16 protein-coding genes are annotated in these 18,032 nt (G+C 59.9%); 10 read left to right on the forward strand and 6 right to left on the reverse strand.

All coding sequences use genetic code 11. The features are described from left to right. Window positions 1–41 precede the first annotated feature (41 nt). Window positions 42–944, reverse strand: a complete 903-nt coding sequence (gene hslO / locus ACI514_RS24040) for an Hsp33 family molecular chaperone HslO (RefSeq protein ID WP_160054753.1) — start codon at window positions 942–944, stop codon at window positions 42–44. 105 nt (window positions 945–1,049) lie between these two features. Between hslO and ACI514_RS24045 the strand changes: the two genes are divergently transcribed. Continuing rightward, the gene (locus ACI514_RS24045; RefSeq protein WP_405122511.1) at window positions 1,050–1,850 is read left to right on the forward strand and encodes a phosphatase PAP2 family protein; all 801 of its coding nucleotides are present in this window, start codon (window positions 1,050–1,052) and stop codon (window positions 1,848–1,850) included. Window positions 1,851–1,967: 117 nt separating this feature from the next. On the opposite strand, the gene ACI514_RS24050 is transcribed toward ACI514_RS24045, so the two are convergent. Then, entirely contained in the window at window positions 1,968–2,375 is a 408-nt protein-coding gene (locus tag ACI514_RS24050) for an RNA-binding S4 domain-containing protein (protein WP_405122512.1), read from the reverse strand. 236 nt (window positions 2,376–2,611) lie between these two features. On the opposite strand from ACI514_RS24050, the gene ACI514_RS24055 reads away from it, so the two are divergent. Next, window positions 2,612–3,073, forward strand: coding sequence for an ATP-dependent zinc protease (locus ACI514_RS24055; RefSeq protein ID WP_171057267.1), 462 nt, complete (start codon window positions 2,612–2,614; stop codon window positions 3,071–3,073). Continuing rightward, window positions 3,070–3,975, forward strand: a complete 906-nt coding sequence (gene rimK / locus ACI514_RS24060) for a 30S ribosomal protein S6--L-glutamate ligase (protein WP_007949201.1) — start codon at window positions 3,070–3,072, stop codon at window positions 3,973–3,975. Before ACI514_RS24055 ends, rimK begins: the two co-directional genes overlap by 4 nt. 341 nt (window positions 3,976–4,316) lie before the next feature. Here the strand turns inward: rimK and ACI514_RS24065 are convergent, their stop codons facing one another. Both ACI514_RS24065 and ompR read right to left on the reverse strand, forming a co-directional pair. Beyond that, window positions 4,317–5,630, reverse strand: coding sequence for an ATP-binding protein (locus ACI514_RS24065; protein ID WP_007917930.1), 1,314 nt, complete (start codon window positions 5,628–5,630; stop codon window positions 4,317–4,319). Between the two features lie 113 nt (window positions 5,631–5,743). Beyond that, window positions 5,744–6,484 carry a two-component system response regulator OmpR gene (gene ompR / locus ACI514_RS24070; protein WP_064388985.1) on the reverse strand — a complete coding sequence of 247 codons (741 nt, stop codon included), beginning with the start codon at window positions 6,482–6,484 and terminating at the stop codon, window positions 5,744–5,746. Between the two features lie 358 nt (window positions 6,485–6,842). On the opposite strand from ompR, the gene ACI514_RS24075 reads away from it, so the two are divergent. From ACI514_RS24075 to tauD, 7 genes are all read left to right on the forward strand, one after another. Beyond that, window positions 6,843–9,167 (forward strand): Tex family protein, encoded by a 2,325-nt coding sequence (locus tag ACI514_RS24075; RefSeq protein WP_160054750.1) that lies wholly within the window; start codon window positions 6,843–6,845, stop codon window positions 9,165–9,167. Continuing rightward, window positions 9,167–9,550, forward strand: coding sequence for a PaaI family thioesterase (locus tag ACI514_RS24080; protein WP_160054749.1), 384 nt, complete (start codon window positions 9,167–9,169; stop codon window positions 9,548–9,550). Before ACI514_RS24075 ends, ACI514_RS24080 begins: the two co-directional genes overlap by 1 nt. 269 nt (window positions 9,551–9,819) lie before the next feature. After that, window positions 9,820–11,403 carry a glutamate--cysteine ligase gene (gene gshA, locus ACI514_RS24085; RefSeq protein ID WP_405122513.1) on the forward strand — a complete coding sequence of 528 codons (1,584 nt, stop codon included), beginning with the start codon at window positions 9,820–9,822 and terminating at the stop codon, window positions 11,401–11,403. A 327-nt stretch (window positions 11,404–11,730) separates the two neighbouring features. Next, complete coding sequence (gene tauA, locus ACI514_RS24090; protein WP_405122514.1) at window positions 11,731–12,708, forward strand: taurine ABC transporter substrate-binding protein; 978 nt, start codon at window positions 11,731–11,733, stop codon at window positions 12,706–12,708. 16 nt (window positions 12,709–12,724) lie between these two features. After that, entirely contained in the window at window positions 12,725–13,519 is a 795-nt protein-coding gene (tauB, locus tag ACI514_RS24095) for a taurine ABC transporter ATP-binding subunit (protein ID WP_160054747.1), read from the forward strand. Then, entirely contained in the window at window positions 13,516–14,355 is an 840-nt protein-coding gene (gene tauC, locus ACI514_RS24100; RefSeq protein ID WP_102899603.1) for a taurine ABC transporter permease TauC, read from the forward strand. The genes tauB and tauC overlap by 4 nt, the downstream gene beginning before the upstream one ends. Before the next feature lie 142 nt (window positions 14,356–14,497). Further along, window positions 14,498–15,340 carry a taurine dioxygenase gene (gene tauD, locus ACI514_RS24105; protein WP_160054746.1) on the forward strand — a complete coding sequence of 281 codons (843 nt, stop codon included), beginning with the start codon at window positions 14,498–14,500 and terminating at the stop codon, window positions 15,338–15,340. 224 nt (window positions 15,341–15,564) lie between these two features. On the opposite strand, the gene mgrA is transcribed toward tauD, so the two are convergent. Together mgrA and ACI514_RS24115 are read right to left on the reverse strand one after the other, a co-directional pair. Next, complete coding sequence (gene mgrA, locus ACI514_RS24110; RefSeq protein ID WP_034148469.1) at window positions 15,565–16,602, reverse strand: L-glyceraldehyde 3-phosphate reductase; 1,038 nt, start codon at window positions 16,600–16,602, stop codon at window positions 15,565–15,567. Between the two features lie 110 nt (window positions 16,603–16,712). After that, window positions 16,713–18,032, reverse strand: a complete 1,320-nt coding sequence (locus tag ACI514_RS24115; RefSeq protein ID WP_160054745.1) for an LLM class flavin-dependent oxidoreductase — start codon at window positions 18,030–18,032, stop codon at window positions 16,713–16,715.

Consider the following 18,032-nt stretch of genomic DNA (forward strand, 5'->3'; position numbering starts at 1 on the left):
ATTCCGTCGTTACGCAGTGAATTTACCTGCGCTGAACCGTTTTAGTGCCGGGTATCTGACGGCGTGTCGACGCCTGCGCCAGCGAACAATTGAGCAACATCCGTGGCATCGAACAGGTAGCGCTCGTTACAGAACTGGCAATCAACCTCGATGTTGCCACCATGTTCGACCACCAATTGCTGCGCATCTTCCAGACCGAGACTGACCAACGCATTGCCGGAGCGTTCCCGCGAGCAGCTGCAACGAAAGCGCAGTTTCTGCACATCGAACAGACGAACCTGCTCTTCATGGTAGAGGCGATGGAGGACGGTTTCGTTGTCCAGGCTGAGCAATTCATCGGCGGTCAGGGTGGTGGCCAGCGCGGTGATGTGCTGCCAGCTGGCGGCGCGATCTTCTTCGTCTTTCAGACGGTCAGCCGGCAATTGCTGCAGCAGCAGGCCACGGGCGCGACGGCCGTCGGCAAATAGCTTGAAGCGAGTGCCGACCTGTTGCGACATGACGAAATAGTTGGTGAAACAGTCGGACAGGGTTTCACCGTCGAGGTCGACGATACCCTGATAACGCTGGCCGACAGTCGGGTCGACGGTCAGGGCCAGAACGCCGTTCGGCATCAGGTCGGCGAGGGTCGCGTCCGCCGCGATCTGCTCGGCGTGATAACGCGCCAGGCCACGGATCTCACGCTCGCTGGAGCACTCGATCATCAGCATCGGGATCGGGCCTTCGGAACGCGCCTGCAGAATCAGCAAGCCATCGAACTTCAAGGTGCCCACCAGCAACGCGGCCGCCGCCATCAATTCGCCGAGCAGTTGTGCCACCGGCTCCGGGTACGGATGTTTGGCGAGGACTTCGGCGTAGCTGCGCTCAAGTGCAACCAGTTCGCCGCGTGTGTCGCTGTCATCAAAGATGAAACGTTGGGTGAAATCGGTATCCGGTAGGTCGGTCATAATTTTGGGTATCTGAATGTGGTGACAAAATGGTTACAAGACGTGAAAATTTGCACTTCTTGGCACTCTTTTTGGTGCCGACTGCTCTGCCATGGGAGGCATTTTATGAACAATCCGGGTTTGTTCCAATCTAGGTGGAACCTCGGCCGGCTGGTTCTGTGCAACGTAGTGCCGTTGGCGCTACTGGCTTTCTGGTTATGGCCTACGGGCAACGCGCTGTGTGTGATTTTCGACGAGTGGCTGTTTCGCTCACTCAATGCACCGCTGGCCAGCAACCCCATATGGCTCCACATCTGGGCAATTGCAAGTATGCGTCCGTTCGACATCGTCGTTGGCTTGATCCTGCTGACGCTGCTGATCAAGGGCGACTGGGTGTTCAAGGCGATTGACGTGCGCCGGGCTTTTTTCGGTTTTCTTTCGATCCTGCTATTGATGGTGGTGATTCGCGCACTGTTTTCCAAGTTCGCCGACCATATGGATTGGCAGCACAGCAGCCCGTCGATGATGCTTGAGGGCGCCGTGCACATCAGCGATTACTTCCCGAATCTGGAAAAAACCTGGGAAGTGAAGGATCGCTCGAGCCAGAGCTTTCCCGGTGACCACGCTTCGGTGTTGTTGATCTGGGCGCTGTTCATGGGCGTGTTCAGCCGCACGGCCGGCCAGTTCGTGACGACCTGGGGCCTGGCGCTGTTGTTCATGCTGCCGCGCCTGGTGGCCGGTGCGCATTGGGGTCAGGACGATTACATCGGTGGTGTATTGCTGGCGGTATGGGCGTTGGGCTGGGGTTACTACACGCCGTTTGCCTATCACGCCTCGAACTTCTGGCTGAGGGTAACGGCGCCGATCTTTGCATTGCTCGGCAAGTTGCCGCTGCTTTCGCGGATGAGTGTGGTGCGTAGCGCCTGATACCGAGCTGTCTTCAGCGAGGGCTGCGCTCTCGATTCGCGAGCAGGCTCGCTCCCACATTGGAATGCAATCCCCTGTGGGAGCCTGCTCGCGAAGAGGCCAGCACCAACAAAGCGCTTACTCGTCGTTACTGCTACCCCGGAACTTGAACAGATCCCGCCGCTGCTTCTTGCTCGGCTTGCCGTCGGTGCTCACGCCCAACGCGCCCGCCTTGCGCATCGCCGCAGCCGCTTCACGTTTGGCAATACTCACTTCGGTCTCCGCGTACAACGCCTGCGCTTCGGGAGCGCCCCGTCGAACAATCGACAACGCCTCGACCTTCACCGTACGCACTTCAAACCCGGTACGAATCTCGAACTCATCGCCAATGCGTGGCTCTTTGCCAGGCTTGCAGCGCTCGCCGCGACAATGCACCTTGCCACTCTCGATCGCTGCTTTGGCCAAGGCACGGGTTTTGTAAAAACGCGCGGCCCACAGCCACTTGTCGAGACGGACCTTGTCGTCCTCTTCGCTTTTTTGTGCCATGGCATTTCCTCATTCTGAAATATTGATGAACTGTACTACCGTTTCACTCATGTCATGAATGACCGCGTCCCGGATTACAATGCGCGCGTTTCGGCGCCTGCTTCAGGGGCCGGAAATCCGGGCTGTAGAAATCTGTCGCCTTTTAACCCTTATTCTGCGTGAATACCGCGAATCCGGCCTCGTGCGGGCTGAAGCGGTTGTCACGGTTGAGCATTTTTTTGAAGACATTTGACCATTTGACCGTTGTCGGTCTGCGCGAGTGGGTGGCGCTTCCGGATTTGGGAGTCGCGGGCCTGCGAGCGAAAATCGACACCGGTGCCAGCACCTCCAGCCTACATGCCACCGACATCGAACCGTTCGAGCGTGACGGTGAAAAGTGGGTGCGTTTCACCGCGCACCTGGGCACGGTGGTGCAGCTGCGTCATCGCCGCTGCGAAGCCCCCCTGGTAACACGCAAAACCATCAAAAGCTCCAACGGCCATGCGCAGGTGCGCTACGTGATCAGCACCACTCTGGCCCTTGGAGATCGAGTGTGGCCGGTCGAGTTCACCCTCGCCTGCCGCAAGTCCATGCGCTATCGCTTGTTACTCGGATCCAAAGCCCTGATCGATGGCCAGTTGGTGGTCAATCCGGGCATCAAATATGTACAAGACAAGCCGGTGTTCCCGGTATCTACCTCCTCCACAGGTGTTGCATGAAGATCGCTGTGCTGTCGCGGAACCCGCGTCTGTATTCCACCCGTCGTCTGGTCGAAGCCGGAACCGAGCGCGGGCATGAAATGGTAGTGATCGACACCTTGCGCGCCTACATGAACATCGCCAGCCACAAGCCGCAGATTCACTATCGCGGCAAACCGCTGGAAGGCTTCGATGCGGTGATCCCGCGGATCGGCGCGTCGGTGACGTTTTATGGTTGTGCCGTGTTGCGCCAGTTCGAAATGATGGGGGTTTTTCCGCTCAACGAATCGGTGGCCATCGCCCGTTCGCGGGACAAGTTGCGCTCGTTGCAACTGCTGTCGCGTCGCGGCATCGGTTTGCCGGTGACCGGGTTTGCTCACTCGCCGGACGACATTCCCGATTTGATCGACATGGTCAACGGCGCGCCGCTGGTGATCAAAGTGCTGGAAGGCACCCAGGGCATCGGCGTGGTGTTGTGCGAAACCGCCACGGCGGCAGAGTCGGTGATCGAAGCGTTCATGGGCCTGAAGCAGAACATCATGGTTCAGGAATACATCAAGGAAGCCGGCGGCGCGGATATTCGCTGCTTCGTGGTCGGTGACAAAGTCATCGCGGCAATGAAGCGCCAGGCCAAACCGGGTGAGTTCCGTTCAAATCTGCATCGCGGCGGCAGCGCCAGCCTGATCAAGATAACCCCGGAAGAACGCATGACCGCGTTGCGCGCCGCTAAGGTCATGGGCCTGGCGGTGGCGGGGGTGGATATCCTGCGTTCCAATCACGGGCCCTTGGTGATGGAAGTGAACTCCTCGCCAGGGCTGGAAGGGATCGAGACCACCACCGGCAAAAATGTGGCGGGGATCATCATTGAGCATCTTGAGAAGAATGGCGGGCCGAATATGACCCGCACCAAAGGCAAGGGCTAGAGCGAAGAGCTAGAGCTAAGAGCAACAGCCCCTCACCCTAACCCTCTCCCGAAGGGAGAGGGGACTGATTGGGGGATATTGGAGAACTACGCCGACCTGATCCTGCTGTGCCGAATCCACAATCGCCCCAGTCTTTCAGGTCGATGTATGACGCAAGACACCTCGGTCTGCCCCCTCTGGGAGAGGGAGCAGATTGAGGGACGATTAAGAGATACGCCGACCTGATCTTGCTGTGCCGAATCCATAATCGACTCGGATTTTCAGGTCGACGTATGACCCCAGACACCTCGGTCAGCTCCCTCTCCCTCCGGGAGAGGGCTGGGGTGAGGGGTTTTTGGGGGTTAGACGGCGTCTCTTGGTAACATCAACCCCAGCGGCAATCTCACCCGCGCCTCCAGCCCTCCCCCGGACCGGTTACGCAGTTCAACATTGCCGCCATGCATCGAAGCAATCCGCTTCACGATCGCCAAACCCAACCCTGTACCCTTGCCGCCGCGGGCACGATCGCCACGGGTAAACGGGTTGAAGATCGCCTCCAACTCCGAAGGGTCGATCCCCGCACCACGGTCCATCACACTCAGCACCACATACGGCGCACTGACGTCACCGGACACGTAAGCCGCAACTTCAACGTGACCGCCAGCATGGTTCAAGGCGTTGCCGATCAGGTTGTTCAGCAAGCGTTTCATCGATACCCGACGCAGCGGAAACGGCTGGATCGGCTCCAGACGCAAACGCACTTTCTCTTCATTCTGGTTGTACGGCGCCGCGACCTCGCGCACCAGATCAGTCAGATCCACCTCTTCTACCGACTCGTCACGACCATCGCGGATGAACGCAAGGAACTGGTCGAGAATCGCGTCCATGTCTTCAATGTCGCGCACCATGTCGTCAGTCAGGTCGTTGCGATCGCCCATCAATTCCAGCGACAGCCGCAAACGGGTCAGCGGTGTGCGCAAGTCGTGGGACACGCCGGCCAACATCAACTCACGCTCGCGTCCGGCCTGCTCGACGTCTTCGGCCATCTGGTTAAAAGCGCGATACACCTCGGTCATTTCGCTCGGCGTATCGCTGATCGGCAGACGTACGCTGCGACCCTGACCGAGTTGCCGGGCGGCATAGACCAGACGCTTCAAGGGTTGGTTGAGCTGACTGACGAAAATCCATGCAGACGCCGTCGACAACAAGCCGATGGCGAGGAACCAGCCGAGCACGTTCCAGATTTTCTGGCCGCGCAAAGGATGCGGATACAGCGGCACCTTCAGCCAGCCGTCACCGAGGCTCGGCGCGCGGACCCACAAAGCCGGCGGCGAGTGCATGCGTAAGCGTACTTCGGTGTCGGCGCCCAACTCCGCCTGCATCTGCCGCTGATAGATTTCGCTGTACGGCCAGTGCTGTTCGCCTTCCGGCACACCGGCGCCCACGACCCGGATCAGGGTGGCGGCATCAGCGATCTTCGCGCGATTTTCTTCATCGGCAGCCCAATAGGCTCGCAGTGTCAGGGCGACGCCGTGGCTGTATTGGCGATCCACCAGCACGTCCTCGTTCATCAACAGATAAACCAGGGTCAGCGCCTTGGAAAACAGCACGACGATAAGCACCAGCCAAAGGGTGCGGGAGAAAAAACTTTGAGGGAACCAGACAGGGGTTTTCATCGATAACCGCTACACACTTGCAGGAGCGAGCAATGCTCGCATATTGCGGATTGCGAGTCTGCGGGCATGGCCGTTCGACCAAAACCTGCAGACCCGCTCCTACAAATCGCCGATCACTTGGTGGCGGCGCCATCCGGTACAAACACGTAGCCCACGCCCCAGACAGTCTGGATGTAACGTGGTTTCGACGGATCAGGCTCGATCATGCGGCGCAGCCGGGAAATCTGCACATCGATGGAACGCTCGAGTGCATCCCATTCGCGGCCACGGGCCAGATTCATCAGTTTGTCGCGGGTCAGCGGCTGACGCGCGTTCATCACCAGCGCCTTGAGTACCGCAAACTCACCGGTGGTGAGCATGTGCACTTCGTCGCCGCGTTTCAGTTCGCGGGTGGCCAGCGACAACACGTAATCACCGAAGGTGACGTTTTCGTCTTCACTGCCCGGCGCGCCCGGTACCGGAGCGGCCTGACGACGCAGGACGGCTTTGACCCGGGCCATCAGCTCGTCCGGGTTGAACGGCTTGGCCAGATAATCGTCGGCGCCCAGTTCCAGGCCCTTGATGCGGCTCAACTCATCGCCCTTGGCGGTGAGCATGATGATCGGAATCTGGTTGTTCGCGCCACGCAGGCGGCGGCAAGCGGTCAGACCGTCTTCGCCGGGCAGCATCAGGTCGAGGACGACCAGATTGAAGACCTCACGCGACAGCAGACGATCCATCTGCTCGGTGTTCGGTACGGTGCGGGCACGGTAGCCCTTGCTGACGAAAAAACGTTCCAGCAGGCTGCTCAGCCCCGGATCGTCGTCAACGATGAGAATTTTTTCGCCTTCAGCAGTTTGTGCAGTGCTGCTCATTAGATGCTCCTTTTAGCTCGGCGCGCATTATGGCGTAGCTGCCGTTATACGCACCGTGTGCATTGTTAGCAGATTTTTCCTTCACTGCCAGAAAACCGGGGTTTATGCCTACAGACTGCAACGCCCCCGAATGACAGAACGCTGGTTATAATGCGCGGCGTTTTGTGCCAGGCAACGTCTGAATCGTTACCGCAGGTGGCAGGCTTTTTTTCCTGCCGAGCGCAGTAATTGTTCGATTTCACGGGTCAATGGGCTGCCTTTTGACCCAGGCAGCGGCAATTTTCTAGCCGCTCAACCAGACTCCGGGCCTTTATTTCCGTGCCTGCGAGCCTGATTTCACACTATGTCAGGTGGTTTTATGGACAGCATCAACAGCCGCATTGCCGAGGAACTCGGCGTACGCCCACAACAGGTCGAAGCGGCCGTCGCGCTACTCGATGAAGGCTCTACCGTTCCCTTCATCGCCCGTTACCGGAAAGAAGTCACCGGCAGCCTCGATGACACCCAGTTGCGTCATCTGGAAGAGCGTCTGCGCTACCTGCGAGAACTCGACGAACGGCGCATCAGCATCCTCGCCAGCATCGAAGAGCAAGGCAAACTCACCCCAGCCCTCGAACGCGACATCAAACTCGCCGACACCAAGACCCGCCTCGAAGACTTGTACCTGCCGTACAAGCAGAAGCGCCGCACCAAGGGCCAGATTGCCCTGGAAGCCGGCCTCGGCGACCTGGCCGACGGCCTGTTCAACGATCCGAACCTGACCCCGGAAACCGAAGCCGCACGCTTCGTCGATGCCGAAAAAGGCGTGGCCGATGTGAAGGCCGCACTGGAAGGCGCCAAGTACATCCTCATGGAGCGCTTCGCCGAAGACGCCAGCCTGCTGGAAAAATTGCGCAACTACCTCAAGCAGGAAGCGACCCTCAGTGCCCGCGTTATCGCCGGCAAAGAAGAGGAAGGCGCCAAGTTCCGCGACTACTTCGAACACGACGAACCGCTGAAAAGCATGCCATCGCACCGGGCACTGGCGATTTTCCGTGGCCGCAACGAAGGCATCCTCAGCTCTGCTTTGAAAGTCGGCGACGAGCTGCCGGGCACCATGCACCCGTGCGAAGGCATGATCGGCCAGCAATTCAACATCCAGAACCAGAACCGCCCGGCCGACAAATGGCTCGGCGAAGTGGTGCGCTGGACGTGGAAGGTCAAGCTCTACACGCACCTGGAAACCGACCTGCTCGGCGAACTGCGTGACGGCGCCGAAACCGAAGCGATCAACGTGTTCGCCCACAACCTGCACGACTTGCTGCTGGCCGCACCGGCCGGCCCGCGTGCAACCCTGGGCCTCGACCCGGGCCTGCGCACTGGTTGCAAGGTTGCCGTGGTCGACTCCACCGGCAAGTTGCTCGATCACGCCACGGTTTACCCGCACGTGCCGCACAACAAGTGGGATCAGACCATCGCCATTCTGGCTGCCCTGTGCGCCAAGCACTCGGTTGACCTGATCGCCATCGGCAACGGCACCGCCAGCCGCGAGACCGATAAACTGGCGATCGAGCTGATCAAAAAATACCCAGCGATGAAAATGACCAAAGTCATGGTCTCCGAGGCCGGTGCATCGGTGTACTCGGCGTCGGAACTGGCGGCCAAGGAATTCCCGGACCTCGACGTATCGATTCGGGGCGCGGTATCTATCGCCCGCCGCTTGCAGGATCCACTCGCCGAGTTGGTGAAAATCGATCCGAAATCCATCGGTGTCGGCCAGTACCAGCATGACGTCTCGCAGCTGAAACTGGCGCGTGGTCTGGACGCTGTTGTCGAGGACTGCGTGAACGCCGTCGGCGTTGATGTAAACACCGCTTCGGTGGCACTGCTGGCCCGAATCTCTGGCCTCAACGCAACGCTGGCGCAAAACATCGTCACGCACCGCGACGAACACGGTGCGTTCAAAACCCGCGCAGCGCTGAAGAAAGTCGCGCGTCTGGGCGAAAAAACCTTCGAACAGGCGGCCGGTTTCTTGCGCGTGATGAACGGCGACAACCCGCTGGATTCCTCGGCGGTGCACCCGGAAGCCTATCCGCTGGTGCAGCGCATTGCCGCTGAAACCGACCGTGATATCCGCTCGCTGATCGGCGATGCAAGCTTCCTCAAGCGTCTGGATCCGAAGAAATTCACCGACGAAACCTTCGGTCTGCCGACCGTAACCGACATCATCCAGGAACTGGAAAAACCGGGCCGCGACCCGCGTCCCGAGTTCAAGACCGCTGAGTTCCAGGAAGGCGTCGAAGATCTGAAAGACCTGCAACTGGGGATGATCCTCGAAGGCGTCGTCACCAACGTGACCGCGTTCGGCGCATTCGTCGACATCGGCGTGCATCAGGACGGTCTGGTGCACATCTCGGCGTTGTCGGAGAAGTTCATCAAGGATCCACGCGAAGCGGTGAAGGCCGGTGACGTGGTGAAAGTGAAGGTCATGGAAGTCGACATCCCGCGCAAACGCGTTGGCCTGTCGATGCGCATGGGCGATACCCCGGGCGAGAAGATCGACGGCGCCCGTGGCTCGCGTCCGGGTTCGGCGCAGCGCCAGCCTTCGAACAACGCGCCACGCAAGGAAACCGCAACCGCCGCACCAGTGAACAACGCGATGGCCTCGCTGTTCGCCAACGCCAAGCAATTGAAGAAACGCTGATGGAAATTCCAGCCGGGCTCGTCGAGAGCGCGTTTTTCAAGCTGTTGGGCTGCCGCCTGCACAGCCTGGAAACCGGGGCGGCGCAAGTCGCCCTGGTGCTGGAACCGGAACTGCGCAATCGCGGCGGCAAATTGCACGGTGGTGCGCTGTTCAGTCTGGTCGACATTGCCATGGGGCTGGCCTGTTCCAGCACCCACGGTTTCGATCAGCAGAGCGCAACCATCGAGTGCAAGATCAACTATATCCGCGCCGTTTCCGATGGCGAGGTGATGTGCACGGCGCGGGTTATCCACCCGGGCCGGCGCACGCTGGTGGTCGAAGCCGACGTGATGCAGGGCGACAAACTGGTCGCAAAAGCGCAAGGCACGTTCGCTGTCCTGTAGCTTGTGGTCATCAATTTGAGTTAATTTCGGCGCAACGAATCCTGTGGGAGCGAGCCTGCTCGCGAAGAGGGTGTATCAGCAATGCAGATGTTGGCTGACACACCGCCTTCGCGAGCAGGCTCGCTCCCACAGGGATTGTGCAGTTCCTGACTGACCGGCAAATGGCCTGCCGCTACAAAACCAGGCGAAAACGCCAGTTTCAACTTCACCCTTGTAGACCGTCCTGCCCACCCCCATATTGGGGCGACTGACGCGTGAAGGAATCCAAATTGAGCGAACTTCTCAACCGCCGCCTGGCTCTGCTCGGCGAGCGCGCTAACCTCTCTCTGCTCGAGCAGTGCCTGCACGGTATCGAACGTGAATGCCTGCGTGTGACCAGCGAAGGTCGCCTGGCGCAAACGCCGCACCCCGAAGCCTTGGGTTCCGCGCTGACCAACGAACAAATCACCACCGACTACTCCGAGTCGCTGCTGGAATTCATCACGCCCGCCCTGCCGGATCCGGCTGATACCCTGGCGAGCCTGGACAAGATTCACCGTTTTGCCTACAGCAAGCTCGGCAACGAGTACCTGTGGAGTCCATCGATGCCGTGCCCGTTGCCGGCCGAGGAAGATATCCCGATTGCCTATTACGGCACCTCCAATATCGGTCAGCTCAAGTACGTCTATCGCAAGGGCCTCGCCCTGCGGTATGGCAAGACCATGCAGTGCATCGCCGGGATTCACTACAACTTCTCCCTGCCGGAAAAGCTCTGGCCGCTGCTGCGCGAAACCGAAGGATTTGTCGGCACTGACCGCGATTATCAATCGTTCTCCTACATCGCACTGATCCGTAATTTCCGTCGCTACAGCTGGCTGCTGATGTACCTGTTCGGTGCCTCGCCAGCGCTCGACGCCGGTTTCCTGCGCGGGCGTTCGCATCAGCTGGAACAACTCGATCCGGACACCCTGTATCTGCCGTACGCCACCAGCCTGCGCATGAGCGACCTCGGTTATCAGAGCAACGCCCAAGCCGGTCTGACGCCTTGCTACAACGATCTGGCGAGCTACACCGACAGCCTGCGCAAAGCCGTGGCCACGCCGTACGCGCCGTACGTTGAAGTCGGCACGCACCAGGATGGCGAGTGGGTGCAGCTCAACACCAACATCCTGCAGATCGAAAACGAGTACTACTCCAACATCCGCCCGAAACGCGTGACCTACACCGGCGAGCGGCCGATTCAGGCGTTGGTGGCCCGTGGCATTCAGTACGTTGAAGTGCGTTGCCTGGACATCAACCCGTTCCTGCCGATGGGCATCGATCTCACTGAATCGCGCTTCCTCGACGCGTTCCTGCTGTATTGCGCGCTGAACGACAGCCCGTTGCTGACCAACACTTCGTGTGGCAACGCGACGTCGAACTTCCTCAGCGTGGTCAAGGAAGGTCGCCGTCCGGGCCTGCAATTGCAGCGTGACGGTGAGTCGGTCGAGATGAAGGCTTGGGCAGCCGAACTGCTGGAACAAATTGCTCCATTGGCGGCGTTGCTGGATCAGAGCCATGGCGGCGATGCGCACAGCAAGGCGCTGGATACGCAACTGGCCAAGGTCAGCGATCCGTCCCTGACGCCATCCGCGCAGGTGTTGGCGGCGATGGCCGAGCACAAGGAAAGCTTTGCGCAGTTCTCCCTGCGTCAGAGCCAGGCACATGCCGAGTTTTTCCGTAGCGAGCCGTTGGCGGCGGATGAACAGGCGAAGTTTGAGGAACTGGCGCGTACGTCGCTGGCAGCGCAGGCTGAGCTGGAGCAGAACGAAGTCGGTGATTTCGACGTATTCGTCGGGTCGTATCAGGCGAGTATTTTGGCGATCAGCAACTAAAAGCCCCTCACCCTAGCCCTCTCCCAGAGGGAGAGGGGACTGATTTAGGTGCTCTTGAGATTTACGCCGACCTGAAATATCCAGCCGAACTCAGGCCTTGAAAAGCACACAGATCGGCCCCCTTTCCCCCTCGCCCCTTTGGGGAGAGGGCTGGGGTGAGGGGGAAAAATCTAACGCCGAACGAAAAATCCGAAATACCCCACAATTCCCCCGCTCTTAGATTTTTCCGCTCATAAGCTCATTCTAAAAAGTTATTTATTTACTGATTCTTAGATCATTTAGTCTCCTTTCACGCCGACGCTCGGTCGCCTGATATGGAGCTCTTCAATGAAACTGAATTTCCCGCTTCGCCTGCTCGCCGTGGCCTCCCTGGCTGCCGCGAGTTTTCTGGCTCAGGCCGCCGACCTCACCGTCGCCTACCAAACCACCGTTGACCCGGCGAAAGTCGCCCAGGCTGACAGCGCTTACGAAAAAGCCACCAAAGCCGATATCGCCTGGCGCAAGTTCGATAACGGCGCCGACATCATTGCCGCCATCGCCTCCGGTGATGTGCAGATTGGCTACCTCGGTTCGAGCCCGCTGACCGCGGCGATCACCCGCAAAGTCCCGGTCGAAACATTCCTTATCGCGACCCAGATCGGCGCCGCCGAAGCATTGGTCGCTCGAGACGGTTCCGGCATCAAGACCCCGCAAGATCTGATCGGCAAGAAAATCGCCGTGCCGTTCGTATCGACCGGTCACTACAGCCTGCTGGCGGCGCTGAAGCACTGGAACATCGATCCATCGAAAGTCACCGTGCTCAACCTCGCCCCACCAGCGATCATTGCCGCATGGAAACGCGGTGACATCGACGCCACTTACGTGTGGGATCCGGCACTCGGCGTGGCCAAGGAAAACGGCAAAGTGCTGATCACCTCCGGCGAACTGGCCAAGTTCGGTGCACCGACCTTCGATGCGTGGATCGTGCGCAAAGACTTCGCCGAGAAGCACCCGGAAATCGTCACCGCGTTCGCCAAGGTCACCCTCGACGCCTACGCCGATTACCGCAAAGACCCGAAAGCCTGGCTCGCCGATCAGTCCAACGTCGACAAGCTGGTGAAACTCTCCGGCGCCAAGGCCAGCGACATCCCACTACTGCTGCAAGGCAACGTCTACCCGCTGGCAGCTGACCAGGTTGTCACCCTCGGCGCACCGACAACCAAAGCCATCACCGACACCGCCGCGTTCCTCAAGGAGCAAGGCAAGGTCGAAGCCGTTCTGCCGGACTACGCGCCGTACGTCAGCGCCAAATTCATCACCAACTGATCGGGAGTTAACTGCGATGGCCTTGCTACAGCTGGAGCGCATCAGCGCACAGTACCCGGGCAGCCCGACACCGGTGCTGGCGGATATTTCTCTGACCCTGGGGCCTCAGCAATTGCTGGTCGCCCTCGGCCCGTCCGGCAGTGGCAAAACTTCGCTGTTGAACCTGATTGCCGGTTTCGTCGAACCAAGCGCTGGGCGCATCACCCTCGACGGCGTGCCGGTCAAAGGCCCGAGCGCCGAACGTGGCGTGGTGTTCCAGGACGACGCGTTGCTGCCTTGGCAGGACGTGTTGGCCAACGTCGCATTCGGTCTGGAACTGGCCGGTGTCGCCAAAGAAAAACGCGAAAAGATCGCCCGCGAAATGCTCGCACTGGTTGATCTTTCCGGTTTCGAAAGCCGCCGTATCTGGCAACTCTCCGGTGGCCAGAAACAGCGCGTCGGCCTCGCACGCGCCCTCGCCGCTGACCCGCGTGTATTGCTGATGGACGAGCCTTTCGGCGCCCTCGACGCGTTCACCCGCGAACAGATGCAGGAGTTGTTGCTGCAAGTCTGGCAGCGCACGGCCAAACCGGTTTTCCTGATTACCCACGACATTGAAGAAGCGGTGTTCCTCGCCACTGACCTGATTCTGCTCGCGCCGAATCCGGGGCAGATCGTTGAGCGTCTGCACCTGGATTTCGGTCAGCGTTACGCCGCTGGCGAGTCAGCACGTGCGATCAAATCCGATCCGCGCTTTATCGAAACCCGCGAACACGTGCTGAGCAAAGTGTTCTCGCAACGCAGCGCCGGGCAACGGCAGGAGCGCGCATGAGCAGTTACGACGTTTCCTCGGCGGCGGTAAAACCCGTCAGCGCATCGGCGGCGATACCCGTACGCCGTAGCCTCAGTACGCGCTGGATCAGCCTGCTGACGCTGTTTGCCTTGTTGGCGATCTGGTGGGCAGTGACCGCCACTGGCTTGATCGAACCACTGTTTCTGCCGCCACCGTCCGCTGTTTTGCAGAAGGGCTGGTTGCTGGCGACCACCGGTTACATGGATTCGACCTTGTGGCAGCACCTTGGCGCCAGCCTGAGTCGTATCGGTCTGGGTCTGGGTTTCGCGATTCTAACCGCCGTGCCGGTGGGCATCGCCATCGGTGCCAACCGCATTGCCCGTGGCGTGCTCGATCCGCTGATCGAGTTCTACCGCCCTATCCCACCGCTGGCCTATTTGCCACTGATCGTGATCTGGTGCGGCATCGGCGAATTGTCGAAAGTGCTGCTGATCTACCTGGCGATTTTCGCGCCGATTGCGATTGCTACCGCCACCGGTGTGCGCACGGTTGATCCAGCGAAATTGCGTGCGGCGCAGTCGTTGGGCGCGACTCGCGTGCAATTGATTCGCCATGTGATTTTGCCGAGCGCTCTGCCGGACATTCTCACCGGTGTGCGCATTGGTCTGGGCGTTGGCTGGTCGACGCTGGTCGCGGCCGAACTGATTGCTGCCACCAGCGGTTTGGGCTTCATGGTGCAGTCGGCCGCGCAGTTCCTCGTCACCGACGTGGTGGTGCTGGGGATTCTGGTCATCGCCCTGATCGCCTTCGCCATGGAAATGGGCCTGCGCGCCCTGCAGCGCAAACTGGTGCCGTGGCACGGCCAGGCCCACTGACTACGTTCATGTGAATCCCCTGTAGGAGTGAGCCTGCTCGCGAAAGCGTCGGATCAGTCACTGCACTTTAGCCTGACACTCCGCATTCGCGAGCAGGCTCACACCTACAAAAGCTTGAACCCCGAATTCGAAGAGAAAGACCATGAGCAGCCTGAACATCACCCCATTAAGCTCGGCCCTCGGCGCGCAGATCAGCGGCGTCGACATCAGCCAGCCGCTGAGCCTGGAACACCGCGACGCGATCGAGCAGGCACTGCTCAAATATCAGGTTTTATTCTTCCGCAATCAGCCAATCGAGCCGCCGCAACAGGCTCGTTTCGCCGCCTATTTCGGCGACCTGCACATTCACCCGATCTACCCGAACGTACCGGAACAACCGGAAGTGCTGATCCTCGACACCGCCGTCACCGACGTGCGTGACAACGCGATCTGGCACACCGACGTGACCTTCCTGCCGACGCCGGCGATGGGCGCGGTGCTCAGCGCCAAGTTGCTGCCGGAGTTTGGTGGCGACACGTTGTGGGCCAGCGGCATTGCCGCATATGAAGCGCTGTCGGCACCCCTGAAAGACTTGCTGGAAGGGCTGACTGCAACCCACGATTTCACTCGTTCGTTTCCACTGGAGCGTTATGGCAACACGCCTGAAGCATTGGCGCAGTGGGAAGAGGCACGACGCAAGAATCCGCCGCTGTCGCACCCGGTGATTCGTACGCACCCGGTCAGTGGGCGGCGTTCGCTGTTCGTCAATGAAGGCTTCACGTCGAAGATCAATGAGCTGTCGGAAACCGAGAGCGAAGCGATTCTGAAGTTTCTGTTCGCCCATGCGACGCGGCCGGAATTCACCATTCGCTGGCGCTGGCAGCAGGACGATATTGCGTTCTGGGATAACCGCGTGACGCAGCATTACGCGGTGGATGACTATCGGCCGGCGCGACGGGTGATGCAGCGGGCGACGGTGTTGGGGGATGTGCCGTTTTTTCGTTGAGCCTTGAACAGCAAAAGCCCCTCACCCTAACCCTCTCCCAAAGGGAGAGGGGACTGACCGAGGTGTTTGTACGAGCTACACCGACCTGAAATGTCGGGTTGAACTCAAGTTTTGAAAAGCATGAAGATCGGCTCCCTTTCCCCCTCGCCCCCCTGGGGGCGGTCCGACGTTTCGGGAGGGCTGGGGTGAGGGGGTTGGATCTTGCTGATCCAACCCAATCGTCATCACTCCGCCGTCGAAGGCTTCTCCCAAAGATTGATCCCGCCCTCTTGGGCAAACCGGTCAATCTCCGCCAGCTCTTCAGCACTGAAACTCAAATTCTTCAACGCCCCGACGTTCTCGATAATCTGCTCCGGCCGACTCGCACCAATCAACGCCGAGGTCACCCGTGGATCACGCAGCGTCCACGCCAGCGCCAGTTGCGCCAGGCTCTGACCACGGCGCTTGGCGATCTCGTTCAATGCGCGCACGTGAGCAATGTTGGCGTCGGACAAGTGCGAAGCCTGCAACGAACCACCCCCCGGACGATTGACCCGCGCATCCGCCGGCACGCCGTTGAGGTATTTGTCGGTGAGCAGACCTTGTGCCAGCGGCGTGAAGGCGATCACGCCCGTGCCGAGTTCATCGGTGGTATCAAGCAGGTCTTTTTCCACCCAACGATTAAGCAGGTTGTAGGCCGGCTGATGAATCAACAACGGCACTTTCCACTCTTTCAACAGCGCAGCGATCTCACGGGTTTTCACCCCGGAATACGACGAGATCCCGATGTACAACGCCTTGCCCTGTTGCACGGCAGTGGCGAGGGCGCTGGCGGTCTCTTCCAGCGGGGTATCCGGGTCGAAGCGGTGCGAATAGAAAATATCCACATAGTCCAGACCGAGGCGTTGCAGGCTCTGGTCGAGGCTGGCCAGCACGTATTTGCGCGAGCCGCCGCCCTGACCGTAAGGGCCTGGCCACATGTCCCAACCGGCCTTGCTGGAGATGATCAGTTCATCGCGATACTGCTTGAAGTCTTCACGCAGCAGGCGGCCGAAATTGATCTCGGCGCTGCCGTACGGCGGGCCATAGTTGTTGGCCAGGTCGAAGTGGTTGATGCCCAGATCGAACGCGGTGCGCAGCAAGGCGCGCTGGGTGTCGATCGGTGTGCTGTCGCCAAAGTTGTGCCACAAGCCCAGCGACAGCGCCGGCAGCACCAGACCGCTGCGCCCGACGCGGCGGTAAGGAATGGAGTCGTAGCGGTTTTCGGCAGCGGTGTAAGTCATCGAATCCTCTCTTGTCTGTCTTGAAATGGGTGTCGACTGCTTCGCGAGCAAGCTCGCTCCCACCTTTGGAATGCATTTCCCTGTGGGAGCGAGCTTACTCGCGAAGGGTGTTACACAAATCGATTGCCGGGTCGGGCCAGGCCAAGGTTCTCGCGCAACGTCCGGCCCTCATACTCCGTTCTGAACAACCCACGCCGTTGCAGTTCCGGGACCACGCCAGTGGCGAAGTCTTCGAGCCCACCCGGCAGGTGCGGTACCAGCACGTTGAACCCGTCCGCCGCGCCCTGTTCGAACCATTCCTGCAAGCGATCAGCGATCTGCTCCGGCGTACCTACCAGGCTGTAATGCCCACGTCCACCCGCAATCTTGCGACCCAATTGCGCAAGGCTCAGGTTTTCCCGGCCTGCCAATTCAGTCAGCAGTTTCTGCCGGCTCTGCTGACCGCTTTCGGTTAGCGGCAACTCCGGTAACGGCCCGTCCAGCGGGTACTTCGACAAATCGAAGTTGCCCAGCATACGCCCAAGCAAGGCGACGCCAACCTCAGGTTCGACTAATTGCTGAAACGTTTCACACTTTTCCTGCGCTTCGGCTTCGGTGCGGCCGACCACGACAAAAACCCCGGGCATGATTTTCACGGAGTCGGCACTGCGCCCGTACTTGGGCAAACGTCCTTTGAGGTCGGCGTAGAACGCCTGAGCACCGGCCAACGAAGTCTGCGCGGTGAACACTACTTCAGCCGTCTGCGCCGCCAATTCGCGCCCTGTTTCCGAAGAGCCGGCCTGGACAATTACCGGTTGCCCCTGCGGCGAGCGCGCGACGTTCAGCGGGCCTTTGACCCGGAAGTGTTCGCCGACGTGATCCAGCACATGCAGCTTCGCAGGATCGTAATACGCTCCGCTGGCCTTGTCGCGAATGAAGGCATCGTCCTCCCAACTATCCCAAAGCCCGGTGACTACCTGATGAAATTCGCGAGCGCGGCTATAGCGTTCGGCATGACCAATGTGTTCATCACGACCGAAATTCAGCGCCTCGGAAGCATTGTCCGAGGTCACCAGATTCCACCCCGCGCGGCCACCCGACAGGTGATCGAGCGAAGCGAATTTGCGCGCCACGTGATACGGCTCGTTGTAACTGGTAGTCGCCGTTGCGATCAGGCCGATGTGCTCGGTCACTGCACTCAGCGCCGAGAGCAATGTCAACGGCTCAAAGTGATCGGAACGCGCCATGCGACTGGCGATTTGTTGGGTCGGCGCGGCGACGCTGTCAGCGACAAACAACGTATCGAACTTCGCCGCCTCGGCAATCTGCGCCAGCCGTTTGTAATGGGCGAAATCCAGACCCGCGTTGGCCGGCACATCCGGATGACGCCACGCCGCTACATGGTGCCCGGTGGCCATGAGGAACGCGCCGAGCTTCAACTGTCTGCTCAT

The sequence above is a fragment of the Pseudomonas sp. M20 genome, from assembly GCF_045037865.1.
Taxonomy (GTDB): Bacteria; Pseudomonadota; Gammaproteobacteria; order Pseudomonadales; family Pseudomonadaceae; genus Aquipseudomonas.